Origin of the sequence: Acinetobacter sp. YH12095, assembly GCF_013419245.1 — a bacterium.
GTDB lineage: Bacteria > Pseudomonadota > Gammaproteobacteria > Pseudomonadales > Moraxellaceae > Acinetobacter > Acinetobacter towneri.
In genome coordinates, this window is the sequence record NZ_VPAL01000001.1 from 281541 (window position 1) to 306090 (window position 24550).

The 24550-nt window shown below is 42.5% G+C and carries 21 protein-coding genes and 2 tRNA genes; 11 read left to right on the forward strand and 12 right to left on the reverse strand.

What is annotated here, in order from left to right:
* The 5 genes from FTU35_RS01385 to FTU35_RS01405 form a co-directional block, all read right to left on the reverse strand.
* Complete coding sequence (locus FTU35_RS01385; protein ID WP_004971899.1) at window positions 1-303, reverse strand: hypothetical protein; 303 nt, start codon at window positions 301-303, stop codon at window positions 1-3.
* 217 nt (window positions 304-520) lie between these two features.
* A tRNA-Asn gene (locus FTU35_RS01390) sits at window positions 521-596 on the reverse strand.
* Between the two features lie 6 nt (window positions 597-602).
* Window positions 603-678, reverse strand: a tRNA-Asn gene (locus tag FTU35_RS01395).
* 146 nt (window positions 679-824) lie between these two features.
* Window positions 825-1451 carry a superoxide dismutase gene (locus tag FTU35_RS01400; protein WP_026438302.1) on the reverse strand — a complete coding sequence of 209 codons (627 nt, stop codon included), beginning with the start codon at window positions 1449-1451 and terminating at the stop codon, window positions 825-827.
* Between the two features lie 181 nt (window positions 1452-1632).
* Complete coding sequence (locus FTU35_RS01405; RefSeq protein ID WP_180064435.1) at window positions 1633-2391, reverse strand: Nif3-like dinuclear metal center hexameric protein; 759 nt, start codon at window positions 2389-2391, stop codon at window positions 1633-1635.
* 167 nt (window positions 2392-2558) lie between these two features.
* Here FTU35_RS01405 and FTU35_RS01410 point away from each other — a divergent pair, with 167 nt between their 5' ends.
* Window positions 2559-3737 (forward strand): trypsin-like peptidase domain-containing protein, encoded by a 1179-nt coding sequence (locus tag FTU35_RS01410; RefSeq protein ID WP_179991123.1) that lies wholly within the window; start codon window positions 2559-2561, stop codon window positions 3735-3737.
* Between the two features lie 350 nt (window positions 3738-4087).
* Here FTU35_RS01410 and FTU35_RS01415 read toward each other — a convergent pair whose 3' ends face one another.
* From FTU35_RS01415 to FTU35_RS01425, 3 genes are all read right to left on the reverse strand, one after another.
* A complete protein-coding gene (locus FTU35_RS01415) occupies window positions 4088-5074 on the reverse strand; it encodes a Tim44 domain-containing protein (protein WP_179988952.1) in 987 nt (328 codons plus the stop codon).
* Between the two features lie 115 nt (window positions 5075-5189).
* Window positions 5190-6581: a DNA repair protein RadA gene (radA, locus tag FTU35_RS01420; RefSeq protein ID WP_104853204.1), complete on the reverse strand. Its 1392-nt coding sequence runs from the start codon at window positions 6579-6581 to the stop codon at window positions 5190-5192.
* A 156-nt stretch (window positions 6582-6737) separates the two neighbouring features.
* Window positions 6738-8093, reverse strand: a complete 1356-nt coding sequence (locus tag FTU35_RS01425; protein WP_179993870.1) for a sodium:alanine symporter family protein — start codon at window positions 8091-8093, stop codon at window positions 6738-6740.
* Between the two features lie 359 nt (window positions 8094-8452).
* On the opposite strand from FTU35_RS01425, the gene FTU35_RS01430 reads away from it, so the two are divergent.
* From FTU35_RS01430 to FTU35_RS01475, 10 genes are all read left to right on the forward strand, one after another.
* Complete coding sequence (locus FTU35_RS01430) at window positions 8453-8692, forward strand: lipoprotein (RefSeq protein WP_004971884.1); 240 nt, start codon at window positions 8453-8455, stop codon at window positions 8690-8692.
* A 25-nt stretch (window positions 8693-8717) separates the two neighbouring features.
* The gene (gene lysA / locus FTU35_RS01435) at window positions 8718-9962 is read left to right on the forward strand and encodes a diaminopimelate decarboxylase (protein WP_004971882.1); all 1245 of its coding nucleotides are present in this window, start codon (window positions 8718-8720) and stop codon (window positions 9960-9962) included.
* Window positions 9963-9974: 12 nt separating this feature from the next.
* Window positions 9975-10820, forward strand: a complete 846-nt coding sequence (gene dapF, locus FTU35_RS01440) for a diaminopimelate epimerase (RefSeq protein ID WP_004971880.1) — start codon at window positions 9975-9977, stop codon at window positions 10818-10820.
* 131 nt (window positions 10821-10951) lie between these two features.
* A complete protein-coding gene (locus FTU35_RS01445; protein WP_096900946.1) occupies window positions 10952-11590 on the forward strand; it encodes an alpha/beta fold hydrolase in 639 nt (212 codons plus the stop codon).
* Window positions 11590-12504, forward strand: a complete 915-nt coding sequence (xerA, locus tag FTU35_RS01450) for a site-specific tyrosine recombinase/integron integrase (RefSeq protein WP_004971874.1) — start codon at window positions 11590-11592, stop codon at window positions 12502-12504. Before FTU35_RS01445 ends, xerA begins: the two co-directional genes overlap by 1 nt.
* A 282-nt stretch (window positions 12505-12786) precedes the next feature.
* Complete coding sequence (locus tag FTU35_RS01455) at window positions 12787-13158, forward strand: hypothetical protein (protein WP_168460177.1); 372 nt, start codon at window positions 12787-12789, stop codon at window positions 13156-13158.
* Window positions 13159-13704: 546 nt separating this feature from the next.
* A complete protein-coding gene (locus tag FTU35_RS01460; RefSeq protein ID WP_004971869.1) occupies window positions 13705-14454 on the forward strand; it encodes an electron transfer flavoprotein subunit beta/FixA family protein in 750 nt (249 codons plus the stop codon).
* Window positions 14455-14472: 18 nt separating this feature from the next.
* Window positions 14473-15405: an electron transfer flavoprotein subunit alpha/FixB family protein gene (locus FTU35_RS01465; RefSeq protein ID WP_004971866.1), complete on the forward strand. Its 933-nt coding sequence runs from the start codon at window positions 14473-14475 to the stop codon at window positions 15403-15405.
* A gap of 403 nt (window positions 15406-15808) precedes the next feature.
* Complete coding sequence (gene gyrA, locus FTU35_RS01470; protein ID WP_154320915.1) at window positions 15809-18784, forward strand: DNA gyrase subunit A; 2976 nt, start codon at window positions 15809-15811, stop codon at window positions 18782-18784.
* Window positions 18785-18852: 68 nt separating this feature from the next.
* A complete protein-coding gene (locus FTU35_RS01475; RefSeq protein WP_096901142.1) occupies window positions 18853-19278 on the forward strand; it encodes a DUF3887 domain-containing protein in 426 nt (141 codons plus the stop codon).
* 27 nt (window positions 19279-19305) lie between these two features.
* Here FTU35_RS01475 and FTU35_RS01480 read toward each other — a convergent pair whose 3' ends face one another.
* Genes FTU35_RS01480 through FTU35_RS01495 form a run of 4 tightly spaced genes read right to left on the reverse strand, consistent with a single transcriptional unit; the run spans window position 19306 to window position 24156 of the window.
* A complete protein-coding gene (locus tag FTU35_RS01480) occupies window positions 19306-20406 on the reverse strand; it encodes an ABC transporter permease (RefSeq protein WP_180064436.1) in 1101 nt (366 codons plus the stop codon).
* Window positions 20403-21533, reverse strand: a complete 1131-nt coding sequence (locus FTU35_RS01485; RefSeq protein WP_004971855.1) for an ABC transporter permease — start codon at window positions 21531-21533, stop codon at window positions 20403-20405. Before FTU35_RS01485 ends, FTU35_RS01480 begins: the two co-directional genes overlap by 4 nt.
* Window positions 21533-22663 (reverse strand): HlyD family secretion protein, encoded by a 1131-nt coding sequence (locus tag FTU35_RS01490; protein WP_180064437.1) that lies wholly within the window; start codon window positions 22661-22663, stop codon window positions 21533-21535. Before FTU35_RS01490 ends, FTU35_RS01485 begins: the two co-directional genes overlap by 1 nt.
* Window positions 22664-22674: 11 nt before the next feature.
* Window positions 22675-24156: a TolC family protein gene (locus FTU35_RS01495; protein ID WP_168370507.1), complete on the reverse strand. Its 1482-nt coding sequence runs from the start codon at window positions 24154-24156 to the stop codon at window positions 22675-22677.
* Between the last annotated feature and the right edge of the window lie 394 nt (window positions 24157-24550).

A 24550-nucleotide genomic window follows, 5' to 3' on the forward strand; every position in this document is an offset into this window, starting at 1 on the left:
TTAGAGTGCTTGAATGGCTTTTATATAATCTTCGCGTGTCTGTGGTGGGTTGGTTTTACGACATAAGTTAATTAATTGCAGCATCTCTTGCTGAGTCATTTCTGTTTTCACTTGGCTTTGAATTTGTTTTAAGGTGGCTTGTTGTTGTGCGTTCAGATCACGACTGCATTGATACAGACGTTCATACATGAGTGTCGCAGCAGTTTTATTGCTTTCAGATTTTTGCGTACATTGAAAAATTGCAAAAATCACCACAATCAGAATTGTCCAAAAAATCAGGGATTTTAACCAAGGCGCTTGCATGGGCTTTCAAGTTTTATTGTTGTTGATGAACCTAAGTTAGCGAAAAAATAGAGTCATCACAAGAGGGGATAGCCCGATCTTCACTGTATGGTTTTAATTTTGATTTAAGGGGAGAGTGAGGCCTGTTCCATTCGTTTAGAACATCATATCCACTATAAAAACAATAAAAATTGCAAAAAAAAATCCCACGTCATACTGCGTGGGATTTTTAGAATCTTGGCTCTCCCACCTGGGCTCGAACCAGGGACCTGCGGATTAACAGTCCGTCGCTCTACCGACTGAGCTATGGGAGAATAGATTGGCTCTCCAACCTGGGCTCGAACCAGGGACCTGCGGATTAACAGTCCGTCGCTCTACCGACTGAGCTATTGGAGAATCTGTGGGGCATTTTAGGGATGAAAGTTTAAGTCGTCAACACGTTCATCATCAGAAATGTATTGTTTGCTTTATAAATATTCATTTCATCTGCAAAAATAAAAAAACTGCCCATAAAGAGCAGTTTTTCTACAGAAAAATAGAAATTATTTTTCTACACCAGCATCTTGACCTGCGTATTTCGCATTTGCGTAATCCCAGTTTACAAGGCTTTCTAAGAAAGTTTTGATGTAAACAGGACGTGCATTACGGAAGTCGATGTAGTAAGCGTGTTCCCAAACGTCAATCGTCAATACTGCAACTTTGCCGTGCGCCATTGGTGTGTCAGCATTTGAAGTTTTCATAATAGAAAGTTTGCCATTCACTTCGTCAGCTACTAACCAAGCCCAACCTGAACCGAATTGAGTTGTTGCAGCAGCAGCAAATTCTTCAGCAAATTTTTCGTAAGAACCGAAAGCTTCATCAATTTTAGCAGCCAAAGCACCAGTAGCTTTACCACCACCGTTTTTCGCCATACAGTTCCAGTAGAACGTGTGGTTCCAAACTTGCGCTGCGTTGTTGAATACACCAGCTTTAGCTGCATCGCCTGCAGTTGCTTTGATGATTTCGTCTAAAGTTTTACCTTCAAGCTCCGTACCCGCGATCAAGTTGTTCAGGTTCACAACATAAGTGTTGTGGTGTTTGTCGTGGTGGAATTCTAAAGTTTCTTTGCTGATGTGTGGAGCAAGATCTTCGTAACCGTATGGTAAAGCCGGTAAAGTAATGGTTGTCATGTTTTCAATTCCTTGCATTTTGCTGGGTTTTAACATTAAGTGGCTCTATTGTAATAGATTTCGAGATCAAATTGCGCATTAGGTATAAATAACCATACAGAATAAGACTCGAATGTATACATCTAAAGACTATGTTAAACACAGATGTCATTTGAGTGAAATCGTTGGGTGAAACGGTGTATTAAATTGGGTTATTTAATTCAAAATAACTATACTCAATATTAAACTGTTCTGAAATAGCTTTTGCGAGTCGTTGTACACCATAGAGCTCAGTCGCGTGATGTCCGCAGGCATAATAATGCACGCCTAGTTCTTTGGCTTCATAATAGGTGCGTTCACTGACTTCGCCCGAAATAAAGGCATCACAACCTTGTTCTGCCGCTTTGCCAATAAAATCTTGTGCTGCACCCGTGCAGAACCCTACTTTTTGAATCTGACTTTTTTCGGCAGGAAGATGAATGGTTTTAAAGCCTAAACGCGCTGTGAGATAGTCACGAAATTCGGTTGCGCTCATGGCTTGCTTTAAAAAACCAATATTACCAATAGGATGACGTTCACTCGGGTCTAGGGCTTGCAAATTTTCTAATGCCAAACATTCAGCAATGGCAGCATTATTGCCTAGACTTGGGTGTGAATCGAGCGGTAAGTGATAACCCACCAAAGAAATATCATGCTGGATTAAACTTTTGATGCGTTTACCGCGCATGCCTGTAATTGGGTAAGGTTCGCCTTTCCAAAAATAGCCATGATGTACCAACAGTAAGTCTGCATTTTGGGCAATAGCAGCATCAATAGCCTCTTGAGAGGCAGTCACTGCACATAAAATTTTTTGAACTTCAGACTTACCTTCAATTTGTAAACCGTTGGGCGCGTAATCTTTAAATTCATGTGTATTTAAAGTTTGATCACACCATTGAATAATTTCTTTTAGCTGCGCCATAACTTTCTCAAATTGCTCATATTTAGCCAATATCAAAACATATTTTGTATTGTAACTAAAGCAAGACAAAACTCTTGGGCTTTTTTATGTTTCTATTTGTGTTTCGTTTTACAATAGCTCATTCAATGACTTAATCATCAAAAAAAATTTACTTAGAGGTACAAAACGTGCGCCGGACCTTTACCTGGTTACCTTGGGTGTTACTCATTCTGGTTATTATTGGCTTTGTGACTTGGCAACAACTGCAAAAACCGAAAGCGCCTGTGGCTGCCGATGGGGTCAAAATGCCTGCCGAGAAAGTTGAACCATTAATTGATACAACACGGACAGGTGGGGTGGTGTCGTATAGCGCTGCGGTTAAAGTGGCAGCGCCTGCGGTGGTAAATATTTTTACCACACAAAAAGTGAAACAAATGGATCATCCATTGTTAAATGACCCTGCATTTCGTGAATTTTTTGGCAATCAGTTACCCGATCAATTTAAGCAAGGCCCAAATGAAAACAGTTTGGGGTCTGGGGTCATTGTTCGTCCAGATGGTTATATTTTAACGAATAATCATGTGATCGCGCAGGCTGAACAAATTGTCGTGGCTTTGCACGATGGACGCCGTGCGGTTGCAAAAGTTGTTGGAACTGACCCAGATACGGACTTGGCGGTAATTAAAATTGAGTTAGAAAAATTGCCAGTCTTGCCATTTAAACTCAGTGGTAATGAAGTTGGCGATGTAGTTCTTGCGATTGGTAACCCATTTGGTGTGGGACAAACCGTGACTCAAGGGATTATTTCTGCGACAGGACGTTCTGACTTGGGTATTAATACCTATGAAGATTTCATTCAAACCGATGCAGCAATTAATCCAGGTAACTCAGGTGGTGCATTGATTGATGTGGCAGGGAATTTGATTGGGGTAAATACGGCAATTTTCTCGCAATCAGGTGGTTCATTGGGCATCGGCTTTGCAATTCCTGCACAAGTCTGTCAGCAGGTTTTAAACTCGATTTTAAAAGATGGACGTGTGGTTCGTGGTTGGTTAGGTATTAGTTTGTTGCCTGTGCAACAAGACAACATTTTAGAACCTGCACAAGGCGGTGTAGTGGTTGCTGATGTACTGCGCGGTGGCCCTGCAGCAGAAGCAGGTTTAAAACGTGGTGACAAAATTTTAAAAGTGAATGATGAAGCGATTACTTCAACCTCGCATTTAATTAATTATGTTGCTGCACAAGCACCGCATACGACGGTGACTGTTTCAGTTGAACGTGGTGAAGAAGCCTTAGATTTGGAAGTCGCAGTCGGTGAGCGCAAAGTTCAAAATACCGATAAGCAATTTATTCCATTGCCTGAATAATAGATTTAACAGTAACAATTTAGCCTTGCCCGTTTGCAGGGCTTTTTTGTTGGCTAAGTAAATGAAGATCGACTGGAAATAACCAAAGTGATACGGATAACGTGATTTGATTTATCTCTGGGTAGATACAAAGAGAAGGTGGGCTAAATAAACTGTATTGATGAATGATGATACTTTTTGATAGATCTAATCAATCGAGGGTTTGGTTTTGTGTGGCAAGTGTGGATGTATTCGGTGTTGATGTCTTAGAAGATTTAAACGTGCTGTTTAAACATGATGGGTCTCAACTTAGATAAAGAAAGGCATAAAAAACAGCAACCGAAGTCGCTGTTTTTCTAGATCCATTGAAATTATTGCTCTTGCTGAATACCTGCCACTAACCAGTCTTGATTAGAGCCTGCAGGTTTTACAAAGTGCCAAATTTCTGTAAATGGTTGCGGTAAGCTGTTCAGGTCTTCGCTGACTGTACCTGTAAAGCGTACACTTATGACATATTGACCATTTTCAGTTGCAGAATCGACCACCATGGCATTCAAGTTAGAAAACTCTGCTACATCTTGGTCTTGGTTTGCCATAATGTCCTGATACATCGACTGATATAAATCAGGAGTTAAATAACGCTGAATTTCTGCGATATTACTGGCTGTGTTCATAGACTGAATATGGTTAAAACGCTGACGCGCTACACGTAAAAAGGTTGCAGGCTCTGAACCATCAGGCAATTGATTGCCACTGTTGGTATAAGCTGCACCAAATGGCGCGTTATTATTGGCAGCTTGACCAAAAGGCGCTTGGGTAGAAGCGGCAGCCCCCCCAACAGATTGACCAAAAATATTGGTATTGTCGTTACGTGGCGCTGCAGCAGGTGGTGTTTGCGCAAACGGTGCCTGATTGGCACCGCTATTTGGCGCATACGGATTAGGCGTTAGTTTTTTTTTTGCGCCCATCTTACGGAAAATGAAGAAGGCAACAGCAGCAGCGAGTAAAATCCAAATCCAGCTTGGAATACCGCCTTTTTCCTCTTGCGCTTCGGCAGCACTTGCAGCTTGATCATCGGCCAAGGCATTGGCAGCAACCGCACCAATTGCCGCACCTGCAACACCTGCAGCAACCATACCACCTACGCCTGGACCAGATTTTTGCTGTGCTGGTGCAGTTGTTGGTTGTTGTGCTGGCGTTGTTTGACGAGGTTGTTGGTAAGACTGAGTTGGAGCAGCCGAACGACTCATGCCATGGCTTTTACCGCCACCTGCACGTTTTGCTTCTGCTGCTAACGGAGCTACCAATAAAGTCGCTGTGAGCATTGCTGCGATCAAACCACGCTGTCGAACTTCCATCAAATTTTCCTATATTAAAATAAAGTTAAGCTGTGTATTTATGCAGGCATTTGCTGCGAATTTCAATATAAATATGATATTTTTTCTTGAAACTGAAAAAATATCATCCAAGGATTTAACCTAAGTTTTCACTTAAATTCATGGCTTCAGTTAAGGCTTCATGCAAACGCGCCACCGCAATAATTTGCACACCTGCAATGGCTTTTTGTGGGGCATTGCCACGCGGCACAATAATATATTTAAATCCGTGTTTAATAGCTTCTTTTAAGCGTTCCTGACCATTTGGTACTGGGCGGATTTCACCCGATAAACCGACCTCACCAAATACTGCCAATTGTTGTGGCAGGGCTTTGCCACGCAAGCTAGAAGCACAGGCAAGTAGTACAGCAAGGTCTGAACCTGTTTCGGTAATTTTTAAGCCGCCGACCACATTCACATACACATCTTGCCCTGAAGTTTGTACGCCGCCATGCCGATGCATCACCGCCAATAGCATATTCAGACGGTTTTGTTCCAGACCTAAAGCCACACGTCTAGGCTGACCATGTGCATCATCCACCAAAGCTTGTACTTCAACTAAAAGTGGTCGCGTTCCTTCGCGGCTAATCATGACAATAGAACCTGGAATTGCCTCATCATAACGGCTCAAAAATATCGCAGATGGATTGGCAACCTCGCGTAAGCCTTTATCGGTCATGCCAAAAACGCCCAGTTCATTCACTGCACCGAAACGGTTTTTGACTGCTCGAATCATACGGTAGCGTGAGTCTGACTGTCCTTCAAAATACAAGACGCAATCGACCATGTGTTCAAGGACGCGCGGCCCCGCTAAAGCCCCTTCTTTGGTCACATGACCGACAATAAACAGCGCAGTGCCACTATTTTTAGCAAAACGAGTCAGCAAGGCAGCTGATTCACGAATTTGTGAAACACCACCTGGAGCAGACTGCAACGTTTCGGTATATAAAGTTTGAATCGAGTCCAGAATGGCTACCGCAGGGCGTTCATGCGCCAAAACTTCACAAATCCGTTCGACACAGGTTTCTGCCATGACTTTCAGTTGATCGGTGGGTAAGTCTAAGCGTTGAGCGCGTAACGCCACTTGCGAAAGAGATTCCTCACCTGTGATATATAAAGCGGTGTTATTGGCAGCCGCCATGTGAGTCGCAGTTTGTAGCAAAATGGTCGATTTCCCGATACCAGGATCTCCACCAATCAGTACCACAGAGCCCGTAACCAAACCGCCACCCAAAACACGGTCAAATTCCCCAATGCCTGTTGTTAAACGGGTTTCGTGCGATACAGACACTTTATTAAGCGTGGTAATGGCGGCCGCTTGTCCTGCATAGCCACCGCCCATTTTAGGTTGGGCACGATGCGTCACCGCAGGGGCAATACTGACCTCATGAAGTGAGTTCCATTCCCCACATTCTGAACATTGACCTGCCCATTTAGGATGATCTGCACCACATTGTTCACAGCGATAGACACTTTTTACTTTTGCCATAACCCAGTCATTGCATCAATTAAAAACTGACTACAGCATACAGAGGAATGTTCGCGAAATGAATGTTATCTGGATTTTTCATGGAAAATCATACAACCACGTGGGTGATTGTATGATTTATGATTTGAACGGAATAATTCAATGAATTGGGCTTATTTAATACAACTCGCCAGATTTGCGCTTCGCAATAAAGTCTTTAGATTCTTTGGCAATCACACCAGACAGTAACAACAAGGCAATTAAGTTTGGTACAGCCATTAAACCATTAAAGGTATCGGCAAATAACCAGACTAAATCTAGGGTGGCGATGGTGCCAATGAACACTGAAGCAATATAAATTAAGCGGTAAATCAACACGTATTTTTCGCCGAATAAATAAGTACAGCATTTTTCACCATAATAGCTCCAACCGAGAATGGTGGAATAGGCGAAGAAGATGATCCCGAAAGTGACGACCCAACCACCAAAGCCTGGCAATAACTGGTCAAAAACCTGTGTGGTGAGTACAGCACCTGTTGCACCACCAAAGCTATTACCTGCCATAATGAAGCCCATTACCAAAACAATCCCCGTGATGCTACAGACAATAATGGTATCAATGAAGGTACCTGTCATAGACACTAAACCTTGACGCGCAGGGTGGTCGGTTTTTGCAGCCGCAGCAGCAATTGGGGCAGAACCCATCCCTGCTTCGTTGGAGAATACGCCACGTGCAACCCCGTAACGAATTACTGCACCAATTGCACCGCCCGCAACTGCTTCACCAGTAAAGGCATCACGGAAAATTAGCTCAAATGCAGGCACGACAAGGTGTAAATTATTCAGGATAATAATTAAACCGCCTGTAACATACAGAATGGCCATAATCGGAACAATCACCGAAGATGCTTTGGAAATCGAGCTAATTCCGCCCAAAATCACCAATGCAGAAAATACGGTAATTACCACGCCAGTAATCCAAGTTTCTACACCTAAGCTATTTTCAACTGCTAAAGCTACGGTGTTGGATTGTACTGAACTACCAATTCCAAACGAGGCGACTGTGCCAAAAAAGGCAAAGATAATCGCGAGCCATTTCCATTTTAGTCCGCGTTCAATGTAGTACATTGGGCCGCCTGACATTTGCCCTTTTTCGTTTTTAATACGGTATTTAACCGCCAAAACACCTTCACCATATTTGGTCGCCATACCAAACAGGGCAGTCATCCACATCCAAAACACTGCACCCGGGCCACCGAGGACGCAAGCCGTTGCAACACCTGCAATATTTCCCGTACCAATGGTGGCAGAGAGTGCAGTCATCAGTGATGCGAAATGTGAAATATCGCCCGGTTCTTTTTGCGCTTTGTCGTGTTTGCAAAAGACTTGTTTAAAAGCCAGTGGCAGCATGCGGAATTGCCAGAACAATAAGCGGAAGGTGAGGAAGACGCCCGTTCCCACAATGAGAACCAGCATGTATGGACCCCAGACCCAACCGCTTAGGGTTTCCATCATCAATTGTAAATTTTGCATAAATTTCTTCTTATAAACGCAGTGTATAAATGCTTAGTTTGTGACTGTAGTTGAACAGTTGTAAAAATTAAGCAAGTGATATGCCAGTCTTTAAAACTTCCTGTTAAAAGAACTTGGTTTTAAGCACGTTATATTTTTTGCATAGTTTTTAGATTTTGACAATTGATGCCTTGAAATAAAATTGACTTTATCTGTGTCAGAAGTCGCAATTTTTCAGACCTGATAAGGTCAATCTATGCCAGCAGAATAGTAAGTAAGCTAGAATTTTTACTAAGCTCAATATAATCTCTCTGCATTAGCACTTTGGTCGCGGCAGTGATCGCGTTATACTTCATCGAAAATATTTTATAGGTGGTCAGATGCGTACCGTCATTTGCTGCATGAGTGTTTTGCTTACAACAGTGGTTTTGGTCGGTTGTGGTCAGTCAGGTACATTACAGTTACCCAATGACCCAAATTACGACAAACGCGCAAAATATTTGTTATATCCAGATGCTGCGCCTAAACGTGCAACGCAATCGGCAACATCGTCAGACACAGCCGTACCTGTGCAACAGCAGTTTGCTGCACCTGCTGCATCTACATCGACTACACCTTAACGCTTTCTAGATAAAGGATACATTCATGAGTTTTACCCGCATTCAAGGGGTTTTGCACGCCGAGCAATGTTCGCTACAACAACTCGCACAGCAATTTGGCACACCACTCTATGTTTATTCAAAAGCGACTTTTGAAAAGCATTATTTAGATATGGATCGTGCTTTCCACTTTATCGATCATCAAATTTGTTTTGCGGTAAAGTCAAACTCGAATCTTGCGGTATTGAATGTATTGGCTAAGTTGGGTGCAGGTTTTGATATTGTGACAGGCGGTGAATTGGCGCGTGTTCTCAAAGCAGGTGGTGATGCATCGAAAATTGTTTTTTCAGGTTTAGGTAAAACTGAAGCCGATATTCAAAAAGCGTTGGAAGTTGGGATTGCCTGCTTTAACGTAGAATCGCATGCAGAATTAGACCGTATTCAAAAAGTTGCGGCAAGCATGAATGTCAAAGCACCAATTTCATTACGGGTTAACCCAGATGTCGATGCCAAAACCCATCCTTATATTTCTACAGGCTTAAAAGAAAACAAGTTCGGGATTCCGTCTGATTCGGTATATAGCACTTATGAATATGCGGCTTCTTTAGCAAACTTAGATATCGTTGGAATTGACTGTCACATCGGTTCACAATTGACCGAAACACAACCGTTTGTCGATGCTTTAGATCGCGTGATTGTGATGATTGATACCTTAAAAGAAATGGGTATTCAGCTAAAACACATTGATATTGGCGGTGGTTTAGGGGTGACTTATAAAGATGAAACTCCACCAACGGTTGAAGAATATGCCAATGCTTTACGTCCCGCTTTAGAAAAGTTAGGTCTTAAAGTGTATATGGAACCGGGTCGTAGTATCTCTGCCAATGCGGGCGTGCTGCTAACAAAAGTTGATTTACTCAAACCGACCAATCATCGTAACTTTGCGATTATTGACGCTGCCATGAATGACTTAATCCGTCCTGCGTTATATGAAGCATGGATGGACATTCAGCCCGTAACCCCACGTACTGATGTTGAAACGCTAGAGTGGGATGTGGTTGGTGCAATTTGTGAAACAGGTGATTTCTTGGGTAAAGAACGTCAGCTTGCGATCAAAGAAAATGATGTTTTAGCTGTAATGGGTGCGGGCGCATACGGTTTTGTGATGAGTTCTAACTACAACAGCCGTGGTCGTGCAGCTGAAGTCATGGTCGATGCAGATCAAGCACATTTAATTCGTGAACGTGAAAGCATTGAATCGCTGTGGGAAAGAGAGCGTTTATTGCCATAAGGGGAATTCGAGATGTTATTAGAATTTACCAAAATGCATGGTCTGGGCAATGACTTCATGGTGGTTGATCTCATCAGCCAGCGTGCGTATTTGGATGCGCTGACTATTCAACGCCTTGCAGACCGCCACTTCGGGATTGGCTTTGACCAACTCCTGATTGTGGAACCGCCCGATTTACCAAATGTCGATTTTAAATATCGCATTTTCAATGCCGATGGTTCTGAAGTGGAGCAGTGCGGCAATGGTGTGCGTTGTTTTGCACGTTTTGTGCATGAACGTCAGCTTACGACCAAAACCAAAATCAAGGTGCAAACCAAGGCAGGCATTGTAGAGCCTGAATTGGGGCAAAACGGTTGGGTGCGGGTGAATATGGGCTATCCAAAATTCTTGCCGCATGAGATTCCATTCATTGCCGATGAGCCTGATAACTTATATGACATTGCGCTGAAAGATGGTGCTGCATTGACCATTGATGTGGTGAACATAGGCAATCCTCATGCTGTGACCATTGTGCCTGATGTATTGACTGCCGATGTTGCAGGTATTGGCCCACAAGTGGAATCACACGAGCGTTTTCCACAGCGCGTCAATGCAGGTTTTATGCAAATCATTGACGAAAAACATGCGCGTTTGCGTGTGTTTGAACGTGGCGTAGGTGAAACCTTGGCTTGTGGTACAGGTGCATGTGCTGCAGCCGTTTCGGGTATGCGCCGTGGCTTATTGTCTAATTCAGTTGAAATTGAACTGGCAGGTGGTAAGTTGCAAATCGAATGGCGTGAAGGCGATGTGGTGTGGATGACAGGGCCAACTGCTAATGTCTATCACGGTCGTTTGGATTTAAATTATTTTCAGGGCTGATGTTTCGTTCTAACATGAACAGCTCTTATCTTACTTAAAAGCACTTTTCAAAACGAATGGTGCTTTTTTGTATCTTGCAGCACGGATTAGGTATGCTGTACTGAATGTCACTCTAAAAACTTCTACTCATTATGCCGCAACTGATTTTTTTACCTGGCGCTTCAGGCAATACCGCATTTTTTCATCCGCTAATCGAAAAAATTGAAAAATTGCCGTGGCAGAATGCTGTAAAAATTGTGGCTTATCCTGAATTTAATCATCAACCTGCACATTCACAGGTACATGATTTTGCAAGTTTGCAGGCTTATGTGTTGGCGAATATCCCAGATGATTGCATTATCATTGCACAGTCGATGGGTGGTATTTTTGCAGTTGCTGCCGCGTTGCAATATCCAGAAAAAGTCAAAGGATTAGTATTGGTTGCAACATCTGGTGGCATGGATTTAAGCAGTTTTCAGGTGCAAGATTGGCGACAAGACTATCAAGCAAGTGATTTAAATTATCCTGACTGGTTTGTAGAGGCAAAGGCCGATTACACGGTAGACTTTGCTAAAATCAACATGCCTATTTTGTTGTTATGGGGTGATCAAGACCCGATAAGTCCACTGGCGGTAGGTGAGTTTTTACAACAACAATTTCCACAAGCCGTATTAAAAATTGTGCATGATGGTGATCATTTGTTTTTAGAAACACATGCAGATCAGGCGGCTGAACACATTGCTGCTTATTTATCTCAGTTTGCCGCAGTTCAGCAATCGGAGCGTGACTAATGTACGATCCGCAGCAACTATTAAAGATGTGGCTCAAAGAACGAGAAATACAACAGCAGTCACCGCATACGTTAAAAGCCTACGCACGCGATTTAAACGATTTTTTTAGCTTTTGTGAGCAACAACAACTTGCCTTATATGATGTAGAGGCTGCAGATTTGCGCCATTATTTAGCGCAAAAAGTAGAACAGCAACAGTTAAATAGCAGCAGTTTACAGCGCATGTTGTCAGCGATTCGTCAGTTTATGAAATGGGCCGAGCAAGGGCAGTATTTACAATTTAATCCAATTGATAATTTTCAGCTAAAACGTCAGCCACGACCTTTGCCGGGTTTGATTGATATTGAAACGATTCATCAAATTTTGGATCAGCCTGAACCTGAAACTGAAGTACAACAACAAATGTGGCGACGCGATAAAGCGATTTTAGAATTGCTCTATTCGAGTGGTTTGCGCCTAGCAGAGGTACAAAGTTTACGTATCCGCGATTTAGATTTTAACCGTCAATTGCTGCGCATTACGGGTAAAGGCAATAAAACCCGTATAGTGCCTTTTGGTCGCAAAGCCAAAGATGCGGTGATGCAATGGCTGCAGATTTACCCTTTATGGCAGGGCGATTTTGTACCCGATGCAGCATTGTTTATTACTCAAAAAGGTGAACCTTTAAAAGCACGCCAAATTGAAAATCGGGTGAAGTTTCAGGCGCAGCGTGCGGGCGTTAATGTCGATTTGCATCCGCACTTATTGCGACATTGTTTTGCAAGTCACATGCTGTCGAATAGTGGGGATATACGTGCAGTCCAAGAAATGCTTGGGCATAGCAATTTAAGCACCACGCAAATTTATACCCATGTCGATTTTGATCAGTTAGCGCGAGTTTATGATCAGGCACATCCACGTGCGAGTAAAAAGTAAAGCTTTACCTAAAGTCGGCATTATTTTTGCAAGTTAAAATATAGCTATTTTATACTGCAAATATTTTTCTCACAGTCAGTTGTAAAGCCTTTGTGCTGTACTTAATACTTTAAGTAAAAGCGCTTTCACCAAGATGTCATTGCAACTATTGTAGAATAATAAAAAAGTGCGTTATGCAGTATAAAGAAGCAGAAAGAGTGGGTCACACGAATAATAGACATGGATGACATTATTTTTTGTTCCACTGCATAATACTTTGGATATCAAATGATAGGCAAAACCATGATTTCAAATCTTCAAGAAAAATATGACCAGCTCAGTCCGAGTCAAAAAGAAATTTTTGCTGGCTATGGCTTACGTCAGGTAAAACACTTTGTAGAGATTAGCTTGCCTATGATTGAGCAAGAATTGCCAGCGCATTGCCAAGTTCAGGGCATTAATGCAGAAGGTAAAATGCAAGCGATCAACCCACAGACTCAACAAAGCTATTTATGGATTTCAGATCAACAGTGGCAAGAACGTCCAAACAGTGCCAGTAAAATTGACCTGAAAGAAGACTTTTTGGCGGTTTGGGAAATTTTTAATTTACAGGCCTATGAGCTGATTGATTTAAGCCATATTCACCGTGATTTCCTAGAAACTCAGCAAGTTTAAGCTGAGTTTTTTTATGCCTTAAATCATGAAGGTAATGGGGTTGTAGTGCATTGATACTCATTAAAATACAAAAGATTGCTTCTTTCTTATCCAATAAAAGCTTCAATGTTGTGAAGTGAACTAACAGTCACATTTAAAAAGGGTGTTTTTATCAGGAAAAAATAAGCAAATAAGGGCAGTTTCTATCTTTAATGACAGTTTAGTTAACGGTTTTTATGTAAGGAATTTTGCATATTTTGTAGACATCTTTGTATTTAAACTATTTTTCAATCAATCTTGTTGATGTTATAAATCAATAAAAAACATAATATAAATCAAAGCTTAAAATTGCTTATATAGTCGTCGCTTGGTTTGTTAATTTTTAGAAATAAAAAAGTATGAACGCATCGTTCAGTTAATTTTGGTCATTTTTAGCCTTGTTTAGACAATTCTGACTTGACCGAAATGCCGATCACATAGCAAGATAGGACACCTAAAAAATTTAAAGCGAAGAGTTATTATTAACTTTTCTCAATATTTACTTTTGCTAAAACAGCCGAGGATTACATGAAGGCTCTTGTTGCTGTAAAACGTGTGGTAGATGCCAACGTTAAAGTTCGCGTTAAGCCGGATAATAGTGGAGTTGACCTAACTAACGTTAAGATGTCAATTAACCCATTCTGTGAAATCGCAGTGGAAGAAGCGGTTCGTTTAAAAGAAAAAGGAACTGTTTCAGAAATCGTAGTGGTATCCATTGGTCCTAAAGAAGCGCAGGAACAAATTCGTTCTGCAATGGCGCTTGGTGCAGACCGTGGTATTTTGGTTGAAACAGCCGATGAGATTGGTGCACTTGAAGTGGCTAAAATCTTAAAAGGTGTTGTTGAACAAGAACAACCACAACTTATTTTATTGGGTAAGCAAGCTATTGATGACGACTCTAACCAAGTTGGTCAAATGCTAGGCGCTTTACTTGGTGCAGGTCAGGGTACTTTTGCTTCAGAAGTAAAAGTAGATGGCGACAAAGTTCAGGTAACACGTGAAATTGACGGTGGTTTACAAACTGTTGAGCTTGCACTTCCTGCAATCATCACCACTGACTTACGTTTGAATGAGCCACGTTATGCGGCACTTCCAAACATCATGAAAGCACGTAAAAAACCGCTAGACACCAAATCTCCTGCAGATTATGGCGTTGCAACAGGTTCTAAGCTGAAAACTGTAAAAGTTGAAGCACCTGCTGAGCGTAAAGCGGGCGTACAAGTGAAATCTGTAGACGAACTTGTAGATAAATTGAAAAACGAAGCGAAAGTGATCTAATACAGAAGGATAAAAATCATGAGTATTTTAGTTATCGCTGAGCACGACAATAAAGCACTAAATGGTGCAACATTAAACGTTGTTGCTGCAGCTCAAAAAATCGGTGGTGATATCACTGTATTGGTTGCGGGTTCTGGTGCACAAGCAGTTGCAGACCAAGCAGCTAAAGTTGCAGGCGTAAGCAAAGTATTACTTGCTGACGATGCGGCTTATGCAAACCAATTGGCTGAAAACGTAGCAAAACTTGTTGCAGAATTAGGCAAAGGTTATAGCCATATCCTTGCTGCTTCTACAACAACAGGTAAAAACATTTTACCGCGTGCAGCTGCGCTTCTTGATGTTAGTATGATCACAGACATCGTCGCTGTAGATTCTGCAAAGACATTCAAGCGTCCAATTTATGCAGGTAACGCGATTGCAACTGTAGAATCTTCAGAGGCGATTGTGGTGGGTACTGTACGTGGTACAGCATTTGACCCAGTGGCTGCAGAAGGTGGTTCGGCTGCGGTTGAAGCTGCTACTGTGACAGGTGATGCTGGTATTTCTAAGTTCGTCTCTGAAGAAATTGTGAAATCAGAGCGTCCAGAATTAACTGCAGCACGTATTGTAGTTTCTGGTGGTCGTGGTGTAGGTTCTGGTGAGAACTATCACAAAGTACTTGATCCATTAGCAGACAAACTTGGTGCAGCACAAGGTGCTTCACGTGCAGCAGTAGATGCAGGCTTCGTACCAAACGACATGCAAGTAGGTCAAACAGGTAAAATCGTTGCACCTGATTTGTATATCGCTGTAGGTATCTCTGGTGCGATTCAGCACTTGGCAGGTATGAAAGACTCTAAAGTGATCGTTGCGATCAACAAAGACGAAGAAGCACCAATTAATGCAGTAGCAGACTACTGGTTAGTGGGTGATTTGAACACTGTTGTTCCAGAGTTAGTATCTAAAATCTAATTACTGAACACAGTCAAAAACGCCTCTATGTGAATAGCATAGGGGCGTTTTTTATTGTCTTTTTTAATTTAGATGCAGTGATTGGTTTTAAGTACATTATGTGAACTTAGCGTATATGTGGGTACATATCGAGCAAGTATATGTTGAAGATATTTTGACGTGACTCTTAAAAATATGAAGCACTTTTGTTTCTTGGGTGTGAATATTTTTTTGCCTAAAAAATCACCGTTAAATTTAAGTAAATTAACAAGATTAAGATCATCTCTAAAGCACAAAAACACAGGCGTATATGCTATAATTTTTCGCTAGTTTTTATTTTTAGCCTGCATTTCAGGCTAATCATTTGCAAGTTTTACGACATATAAAATGCAAGCAAAATTTGTTTGCAGAATAAGGAGTATGCATGAGCGTATCGGAAATTAGACCGATTGCCATTGAGGATGAACTCAAGCACTCGTATTTAGACTATGCGATGAGCGTGATTGTGTCACGTGCGCTGCCAGATGTACGAGATGGTCTAAAACCTGTGCATCGTCGTGTGCTATTCGCAATGCACGAATTGGGCAATGACTACAACAAAGCTTACAAAAAGTCTGCCCGTGTAGTCGGTGACGTCATCGGTAAATATCACCCTCACGGTGATTTTGCAGTTTACGAAACAATTGTTCGTATGGCGCAAGATTTCAGTTTGCGTTATCAATTGGTCGATGGTCAGGGTAACTTCGGTTCGATTGATGGCGATAGTGCCGCAGCCATGCGTTATACCGAAGTCCGTATGCGCAAACTTACTCATGAACTGTTGGCCGATTTAGAAAAGGACACTGTCGATTGGGAAGATAACTACGACGGCTCTGAGCGTATTCCTCAAGTGATGCCTACTCGTATTCCAAACCTATTGGTCAATGGTGCTGCAGGTATTGCTGTAGGTATGGCGACCAATATGGCACCGCACAACATGACTGAAGTGGTGCATGCATGTTTGGCTTATGCAGACAACCCAAATATTTCAATTGAAGGGTTGATGGAACATATCACAGGTCCAGACTTCCCTACAGGCGGTATTATTTACGGTAAATCAGGCATTGTTGATGCTTACCGTACAGGTAAAGGCCGTTTGCATATTCGTGGTAAGTACCATTTTGAAGAAGATCAAAAATCTGGTCGTACCACCATCGTCTTTACTGAAATCCCTTATCAGGTCAACAAAGCCAAAACCATTGAGCGTATTGCTGAACTGGTGAAAGAGAAGAAACTCGAAGGTATTTCAGAATTACGTGATGAGTCTGATAAAGAAGGGATGCGTATTGCAATTGATCTGAAGCGTGGTGAAAACGCTGAAGTGATTGTGAATAACCTGTTCTTAAATACGCAGTTAGAAAACTCATTCAGCATCAACATGGTCTGCCTAGACAATGGTCAGCCAAAATTGATGAACCTGAAAGATATTATTGCGGCATTTATTCGTCACCGCCAAGAAGTAGTGACCCGCCGTACCATGTTCGAGTTGCGTAAAGCGCGTGAACGTGGACACATCTTAGAAGGCTTAACCGTTGCGTTGGCCAATATTGATGCCATCATCGAAACGATTAAATCTTCTGCCAACCCAGCCGAAGCGCGTGAGCGTTTACAGGCAGGCGAGTGGGCAGCAGGTGGTGTAGTTGCGTTATTGGAAAAAGCAGGTTCAGTTTCTGTACGTCCAGATGAAATTGAAGGCGAAGACCCTAACCGCCCGTTTGGTTTAGATGGTCAGGTCTATCGTTTATCACCTGCGCAAGTGACCGCAATTTTAGAATTACGTTTGCATCGTTTAACAGGTCTAGAACAAGACAAGTTACATGCAGAATATTCTGAAATTTTGGCACAAATTGCTGAATTAACTGCAATTTTGAATGACTTTAATTTGTTGATGGGCGTGATTCGTGAAGAGTTGGCGCAAGTTTTACAGCAATATGGCGATGCACGTCGTACTGAAATTGTAGAATCTCGCATTGATTTCTCGCGTGAAGATTTAATCCCAGAAGAACAAGTGGTACTGACAGTATCACAAACAGGTTATGCAAAAACTCAACCATTGTCAGATTACGCAGCGCAGCGTCGTGGTGGTCGTGGTAAATCTGCAACGTCGATGAAAGAAGATGATTATGTGCAGCATTTAATCGTGACATCTAACCATGCAACGGTGCTGTGCTTTACCGATGTGGGTAAAGTTTACCGTCTGAAAGTGTTTGAAGTGCCACAGGCATCGCGTGGTGCGAAAGGTCGTCCAATGGTGAACTTATTGCCATTAGATGCCAATGAAACCATCACCGCGATTTTACCTGTCATTGATGCACCGAAGAAATTTACCGAGCGTTTGGCAGACTTCCGTAGCTATGTAAAAGCCAATGCTACACATATACAAACCAACGCAATCATTGCTGCACATTATGCAGAATTAGAAGCTGCCTTTGCTGAATTAGCAGATGGTGATGATTTATCTGATGCATTGCGTGTGCAATTGAAACAATTGGGTGTAGAGCTTTCTGCAACCGATTTAGACGATGAGATCATTGCAGAATTTGCATCACAAGCAGAAGCCTTGCGTAAAAACTTTTATGTCTTTATGGCAACGGCATCAGGTACAGTGAAACGTGTTGAATTGGAACAATTCAGTAACGTACGTTCGAATGGTTTACGTGCCATTGAATTGAATGAAGAAGACACTTTAATTGGTGTTGCAATTACCGATGGCGAACAGCAAATTATGTTGTTCTCCAATGAAGGTAAAGCGATTCGTTTTGCTGAAACCGATGTACGTTCAATGGGTCGTGCGGCCAAAGGCGTACGTGGTATGCGTGTCAGCTTCGGTTCAGCACAAGTTGAAGATGTCGAAGATGTAGAAGTCGATGGCGATGATGAAGACAGTTCAGATTCAGCACTCATCAGCCGTATCGTATCGCTAGTCGTAGTACCAGAAACAGGCGAAGTTTTGTGTGCTTCGGCGAATGGTTATGGTAAGCGTACACCTGTAGACGACTTCCCAACCAAAAAACGTGGTGGTAAAGGTGTGATTGCCATTAAGACCTCTGAACGTAATGGTGAATTGGTCGGTGCAGTTGCTATTGATGAAAGCAAAGAACTGATGCTGATTTCTGATGGCGGTACATTAGTGCGTACTCGCGCTTCTGAAGTGGCGCAAACAGGTCGTAATGCACAAGGTGTACGTTTAATCCGCTTGGGTGAAAACGAAACACTGGTGGGTGTAGAAGCGATTGAAGCTGTTGAAGAAGACGAGTTTGTTGAAGCGATTGAAGGTGCAGAATCTTTAGTGGCTGAAACGGATGCAGTTGCTGAAACTGAGCAAGTGGAAAAAGACGGTGAAAATTCAGTAGAAGAATAAGTTTTTTACTGATAAAAAGGGCGCTTCGGCGTCCTTTTTTATAAACGTTGACTGCATAAGGGTAAGCGATGAAAACCAAATTAATGTTGTTGGCAGCAGCGGTTGCATTGAGTGGCTGTAATTCAATGGACAATATTCCAGATCCGAGTCCTGAACAGGAAAAGGCGGCACAGCTAGCCTATGAGGATTTGCGTGATGGGAAGTATGACGAGTTTTTGGATCAGTTAGAGCCGCAGTTGCAAACCCAGTTTAAGGACAATGAAAAGCTGATGAAACGCTTTTCACGTTCAATTCCTCAAGGTGAATACAAGTCTAAGACTTTAATGACCAAAGAGATTGAAGAAGCAACCAATCAGCTTGGGCAATATAAGGTCAGCTATGAAATTGCCTATCCGGAAAATCTGGTTCAGTATGATGTTAGTTTTGACAAGCCGAATGGTAGCAACAAGATTCGTAATTTCAATATTCAAGTCTTTGGCGAATCGGGTAAATAAGTGGAATAGGAGCATTGCTATAATGCTCTATCTGCTTTGATGACCAGAAATTAAACGTCGATAAGCCAAAAAAAAGCACAAGCTACCGATCATTCCAAGATAGAGCAATTTAGGCAAGATCAGTGTTGTAGGCACACCCATCTGATTGAGTTGAATAAACATCTGCACAATTTGGGTAGAGGGCAGGATTTCGCCAACGACTTGCATCCAGGTGGGCATGGCAGCATGCGGCCAGGCCGCACCAGATAAAAAGAACAGTGGAATAGAAGTGAATACAATGACATGCCCCGCACGTTCCGGCAGATCCAGAAAACTAGCAAATAAGCAGGTCATGCCAATTATCGTGTAGATAAAAACCGCAACAGCCAGCAGCATCCCGAGCAGGTTGCCACCGCGCGGATAATCAAATAGCCAGAAGCTAAAGCCGAATAAATAGAAACATCCCAGACAACCAATGGTGAAGACCGCTAAACACATCCCAATCAATGCATTTGTGTTTAATTCTATTTTTCTTTCCCGATATACCAAAATCAGCATACTCAAACCCAAAAGAATGGTTTGGTGGATAATTAAAGGTGCAACCGCAGGAAAGACATAGCTGCCATAGCCGGACAGCGGATTAAATAAAGGAATTTGATGCACAGAAAGGGCAGGTGAAAAATCCGAGACCTTGCCAAAGCGTTCAGTATAATCTGCCAAAGTTTGCTCAACTGATGTGGCTAAGCCCAGACCAATTTGTTTGGTTACTAAAAAGTTGGCTGTACTTAAATACAGGCCAATGCCACCTGTTTCACCATGCCTTAAGCTTTGCGATAAATTGTCCGGCAGAAGTAAAATACCATCGGCTTTTTGTGATTCCACCCATTGTTTGGCCTCGGAAAAATTGCCGGTAATCGCCTCAATCTCCACATTGGGGCTTTGTGCCACTTGACCAATAATACGGGTGCTTAAGTTACTTTGTTCTTCATCGACAATAATAATCGGTAAGGCTTCAGCCTGCTGTGCCTGATAAGCGGTTGGATAAAAAAAGCTGTAAAACAAGACGGATAGAATAAGCATGGTAAAGATCGTGCCGTGACTGACAATATCCTTAAAGCTTTGCAGATAGTAAAACCAGAGGGATTTCATTGGACTGCTCCTTTAACTATTTTTTTAAGAAACAGATAAGCCAGCAGAGCGTAAACTAGGGCATAGATCAGCAGCATGAATCCAGCTTGCAGTGAAATATGCAATGGACTACCAATCACCCATTGTTCAGTTTGTAATTTGGCATAGGGCGTAAACGGAATAATATTGGACCAGAACTGGGTGAATAGGGGCGCATTATTTAAAGGTAAAGTCACACCGGCAAAACTTAAAGATGAACCACCATAGACCGCAATGATGCCAAAAGATTTACTTAAATCTTTGGTTGCCAGAACCACTGCACTGCTTAAAAATGCATAAGCGCTATATAGCAGAAATTGTGCCGATAGAATCAGAGCGAGCGAGCCGGCAACAAACCAGCCGCGAATTTCAATCAGCCAGAACATCCAGATCCAGGTCCATAGACTAAAAATAGCCACATAGATCAGGTTCTTAGACAGCAATGCCATCCAGATGGATGAGTTGCTAATCCAGCTTGTTAAGGTCTGCCGCTTCAGTTCCTGACCGACGGAAAATGCCACACAACAACACAGCAGTAAATGCAGAATTGCCGGAATGACATAGGGTTCCAGATAGAATTCATAATTCAGCTGCGGATTATACAGCGGAGATATTTTAATATGCGGTGACGGTGCTTCGAGAGAAGGCAGCCGGTTGCCCAGATATTGCTGTCCGCTAAATTCAGCGAGTGCTTGTAGGGTACTGACCAGCATGGCCGAGGAAATGGTATTTCCAATACTGAAATAACTCTGGTTAAAAGCAATACTGATGTCAGCATCCTGGGCACGAACCAGACGTTGCTCGGCACCGCTTGGAATATGGATATAACCCCAAATTTTATTTTGATTTAACAGGCGCTCAATTTCAGCTGTTTGTTCCGACACCGTAGCAATTTTAAGAGTATGATTCAGCGCCACATGTTGATAAATGCTTTGACTCAGCGCACTCTGGTCTTGATCAATAATCGCAATCGGTAAATGATCCGATTTCCCTTGAGCAAACATGCTGCTGAATAAAATAATCACCAGTGCAGGTGCCAGCGTGACCAGACACAGATCCCATTTTTCGCTGAGCAGATAGCGCAGTTCGCGCCATATACCCGTCCACATTATCGGGTCTCTTTCAGTTTAAATAACACGCTCATCCCGACTTTCAGTTCAGAAATCGCTGGTGTGGGTACAAGATGCAGCTTAAAACTTCGCACATCATAACCGCCGGTTTGGCGTGTGGTCTTAATGGTGGCAAATTCACCTTCAGCACTGATCTGCTTGATTTTAAAAGTGGCGGTTTTATCTAGGGCGGGAATATAACCTTCAATACTGCTCATTTTCTGAAACGGGGCATATTGGTCTTCACGAATATTCAGGCTCACCCACATTTGATCTTCAATCAGGCTGACCACAGGGACTGCGGTGGCTACCAGCTCCGAGACTTTGCCATAGGTTTTAGACACCGTTCCGTTTACAGGTGCTACTAATTGGGTTTCTGCCTCTAATGCATTGGCTTCATCCAGCGCAGCCTGGGCAATATCTACTTGTGCATCGGCAGAACTCTTTTGCTGCGAGGTGCTGCCACGTTTGGCACGTGCGTATTGCTGATACGCTGCTTCTGTCATTTGTGCCGCTGATTGACTGGCTGCATACAATTCATCACGGCGCTGGCGTGAAATCACACCTTCCTTAAATAAATTTGCACCACGCTCATAAGAAACTTTGGCTAAATTTTGCTGTGCTTTCAGCGATTGCCAGTTGGCATACAGGCTGGCGATATTTTCTTCTTGCGAGCCACGTTCAGCAGTCGATTGTAAGGCCAGCGCAGATTGTAAAGCCGCTGCGGCTTGCTGTTTTTTGGCCTGAATTTCCGGGCTGTTTAAGCGCACCAGCACATCGCCTTTTTTGACTCGCTGACCTTCTTCTACATAAATTTCTTCAATACGGCTTGGCACTTTGGTCGCCACCTGAACTGTTTCAGCTTCTACACGACCCTGCAATTCAAGCGGAGCCGGTTGGTAGCTTTTCCATAATCCAAATGCGATGACTGCCAGCAGAACTGGAATCAGGGCCAGCAATAAATATTTTTTCTTTTTAGCGATTTCAGGAGCTTGTTGTTGCTCGGTCGAAGTCGTCGCGTTGTTTTCTATTTCAGTTTTTGTTTCTACCTGTTGCGCAGGCGATTTTTCTGTATCGCTGGATGAAGCCGCTTCATTCACAGGATCATTGGGTTTTTGATCTTCGTTCATGTTCGGCTCCATTAGCGAATATAGTGAGTGTTGGTATGTTGGATGTAGTTCGGAAATTCTGCAATCGAGCCATGGCTTTGTAATAGTGTGGCCAGTGACATCACATATTTGTAAGCATTCAAGGCAGTTTCGGCTCGTAGTCCGCTCAGCATATTTTGTGCATCGATGACCTGTATGGCGGTGCCCATATCTTCTTTAAAGGACAATTCTTGGATGCGTAAATTTTCCTGTGCGGCTTTCAAATTTTGTGCCAGAAGTGCATCACTTTGCTGTGCGCTGAGTGCTTCGCTATAAGATTTATAAATCAGATTTTCAATTTCCTGCTGGGTGCGTGCAGTGAGCAGTTCTGTGGCAGAGCGTTTGAGTTCGGCAGCCTGAATATTTTTGTTTTTATCGATCCCAGAAAACAGGTTATAGCGTGCGGCAACTCCGACAATCCAGTTTTCATTTTGATCCAGACTATATTCGCCAAAAGCAAAAACATTCGGTTTTTTAGCTGCTTGCTGGGCTTTTACATTGGCTTGGGCCAATTGGGTATCCAGCTGCATTTTTTGAATCAGCGCAGAGTTCTGACTAAAAGTTTTTAGCAGATGATTTAAGGCCTGTGGCTCGGTTTTATTGACAAATAAAGGCGTCGAAAGCTCAGTGATGCTACTTTCCTGAAGCAGATTATTCAGCTGGAACAGCGCAGCATTCAAATTGGCCTGCGTATTTTGCTGGCTGCGCTCGGCATTATTACGTGCCACTTCAAATTGCATACGCTGGCCTTTACTGATAAAACCTTGCTGTTCCATTTTTAAGGCATTGCGATAATGCTGCTGCATGGCATTCAGATTAAACAGCGCAGCTGCATGCAATTGCTTTTGGAGCTGCACATTAAAATAACTTTGAATCAGTTCAAAACGCTGCGTATCTTGCTGCTGTTTGTTGCTGAGCTGACTACGACCGACCTGAATATTGGCAATTTCTTTGGCACTACGGGTGAGGCCTCCAGTATATATTGGCATAATCACGGAAACAGTGGGGCGAATCACCTGATCTTCAAGGATGACATTAGACGTATCCGGAATCAGACCAACTCCGCTATGAATAGTATTGTTAAGTCCATCACGCAGTGGATCGGTAATACCTGCAGGTAGATCCACGCCATTACTGGCCTCCCACTCATTAAGCCGGCCATTCACGCCTTGAGAGAGTGAATTCTCCAGATTATTTTTAAATTGCTTTAATGGAATATCGACTTCACTGTGAAAGGCATAGGCACGAACATTCAGGTCGACACGTGGCAGACCTACGCCTTTTACTGCTTCAGCTTCAAGTTTTGAAGCCTGTTCCAGACTTTGATAGGCTTGGCTGCTATAAGAATTTTGCAACAACTGACGTTCAGCATCCTGAAAGCTGATGCTCTGTGCATGAGCAAAGCTGCCATACATCATAGATGCAAGCAGATTTAAACCCCAGACAAGCTGTCTTTTATTTTTCTTTAAGTTCATAAAGTCGCTAAACTGATTTAAAGCCGGTAATGTTATCCCGCTAGTATAAATCAAAGGTTCGCAGATAGAACTAGTGTAAAGTTATAGTATTGTTTCTTGTACATTTGTCTATAAAAAGCACGCTTATGCGTCCTCTAATCTTCTTTTTTTACCTTTTCTTTTTAAATAGCGTTTTTTAGCTACTTTTTCTCTATATTCTTTTAAAAGTCTTGGATTTTTTTGCGATTAATTCATCCATATTGCTTTTTCCCCCCTCGAAATTCAGGATGTTGCTCTCGCATTTTTTTACATTCACTCTTTTCTCGCCAGATTTTAAAGAATAAATAAAGCTTGCTGAAGCATCTCTACGTAAAACTTCTTCTTTAAATAAAGGGGTGGCAATAGATCTCTTACG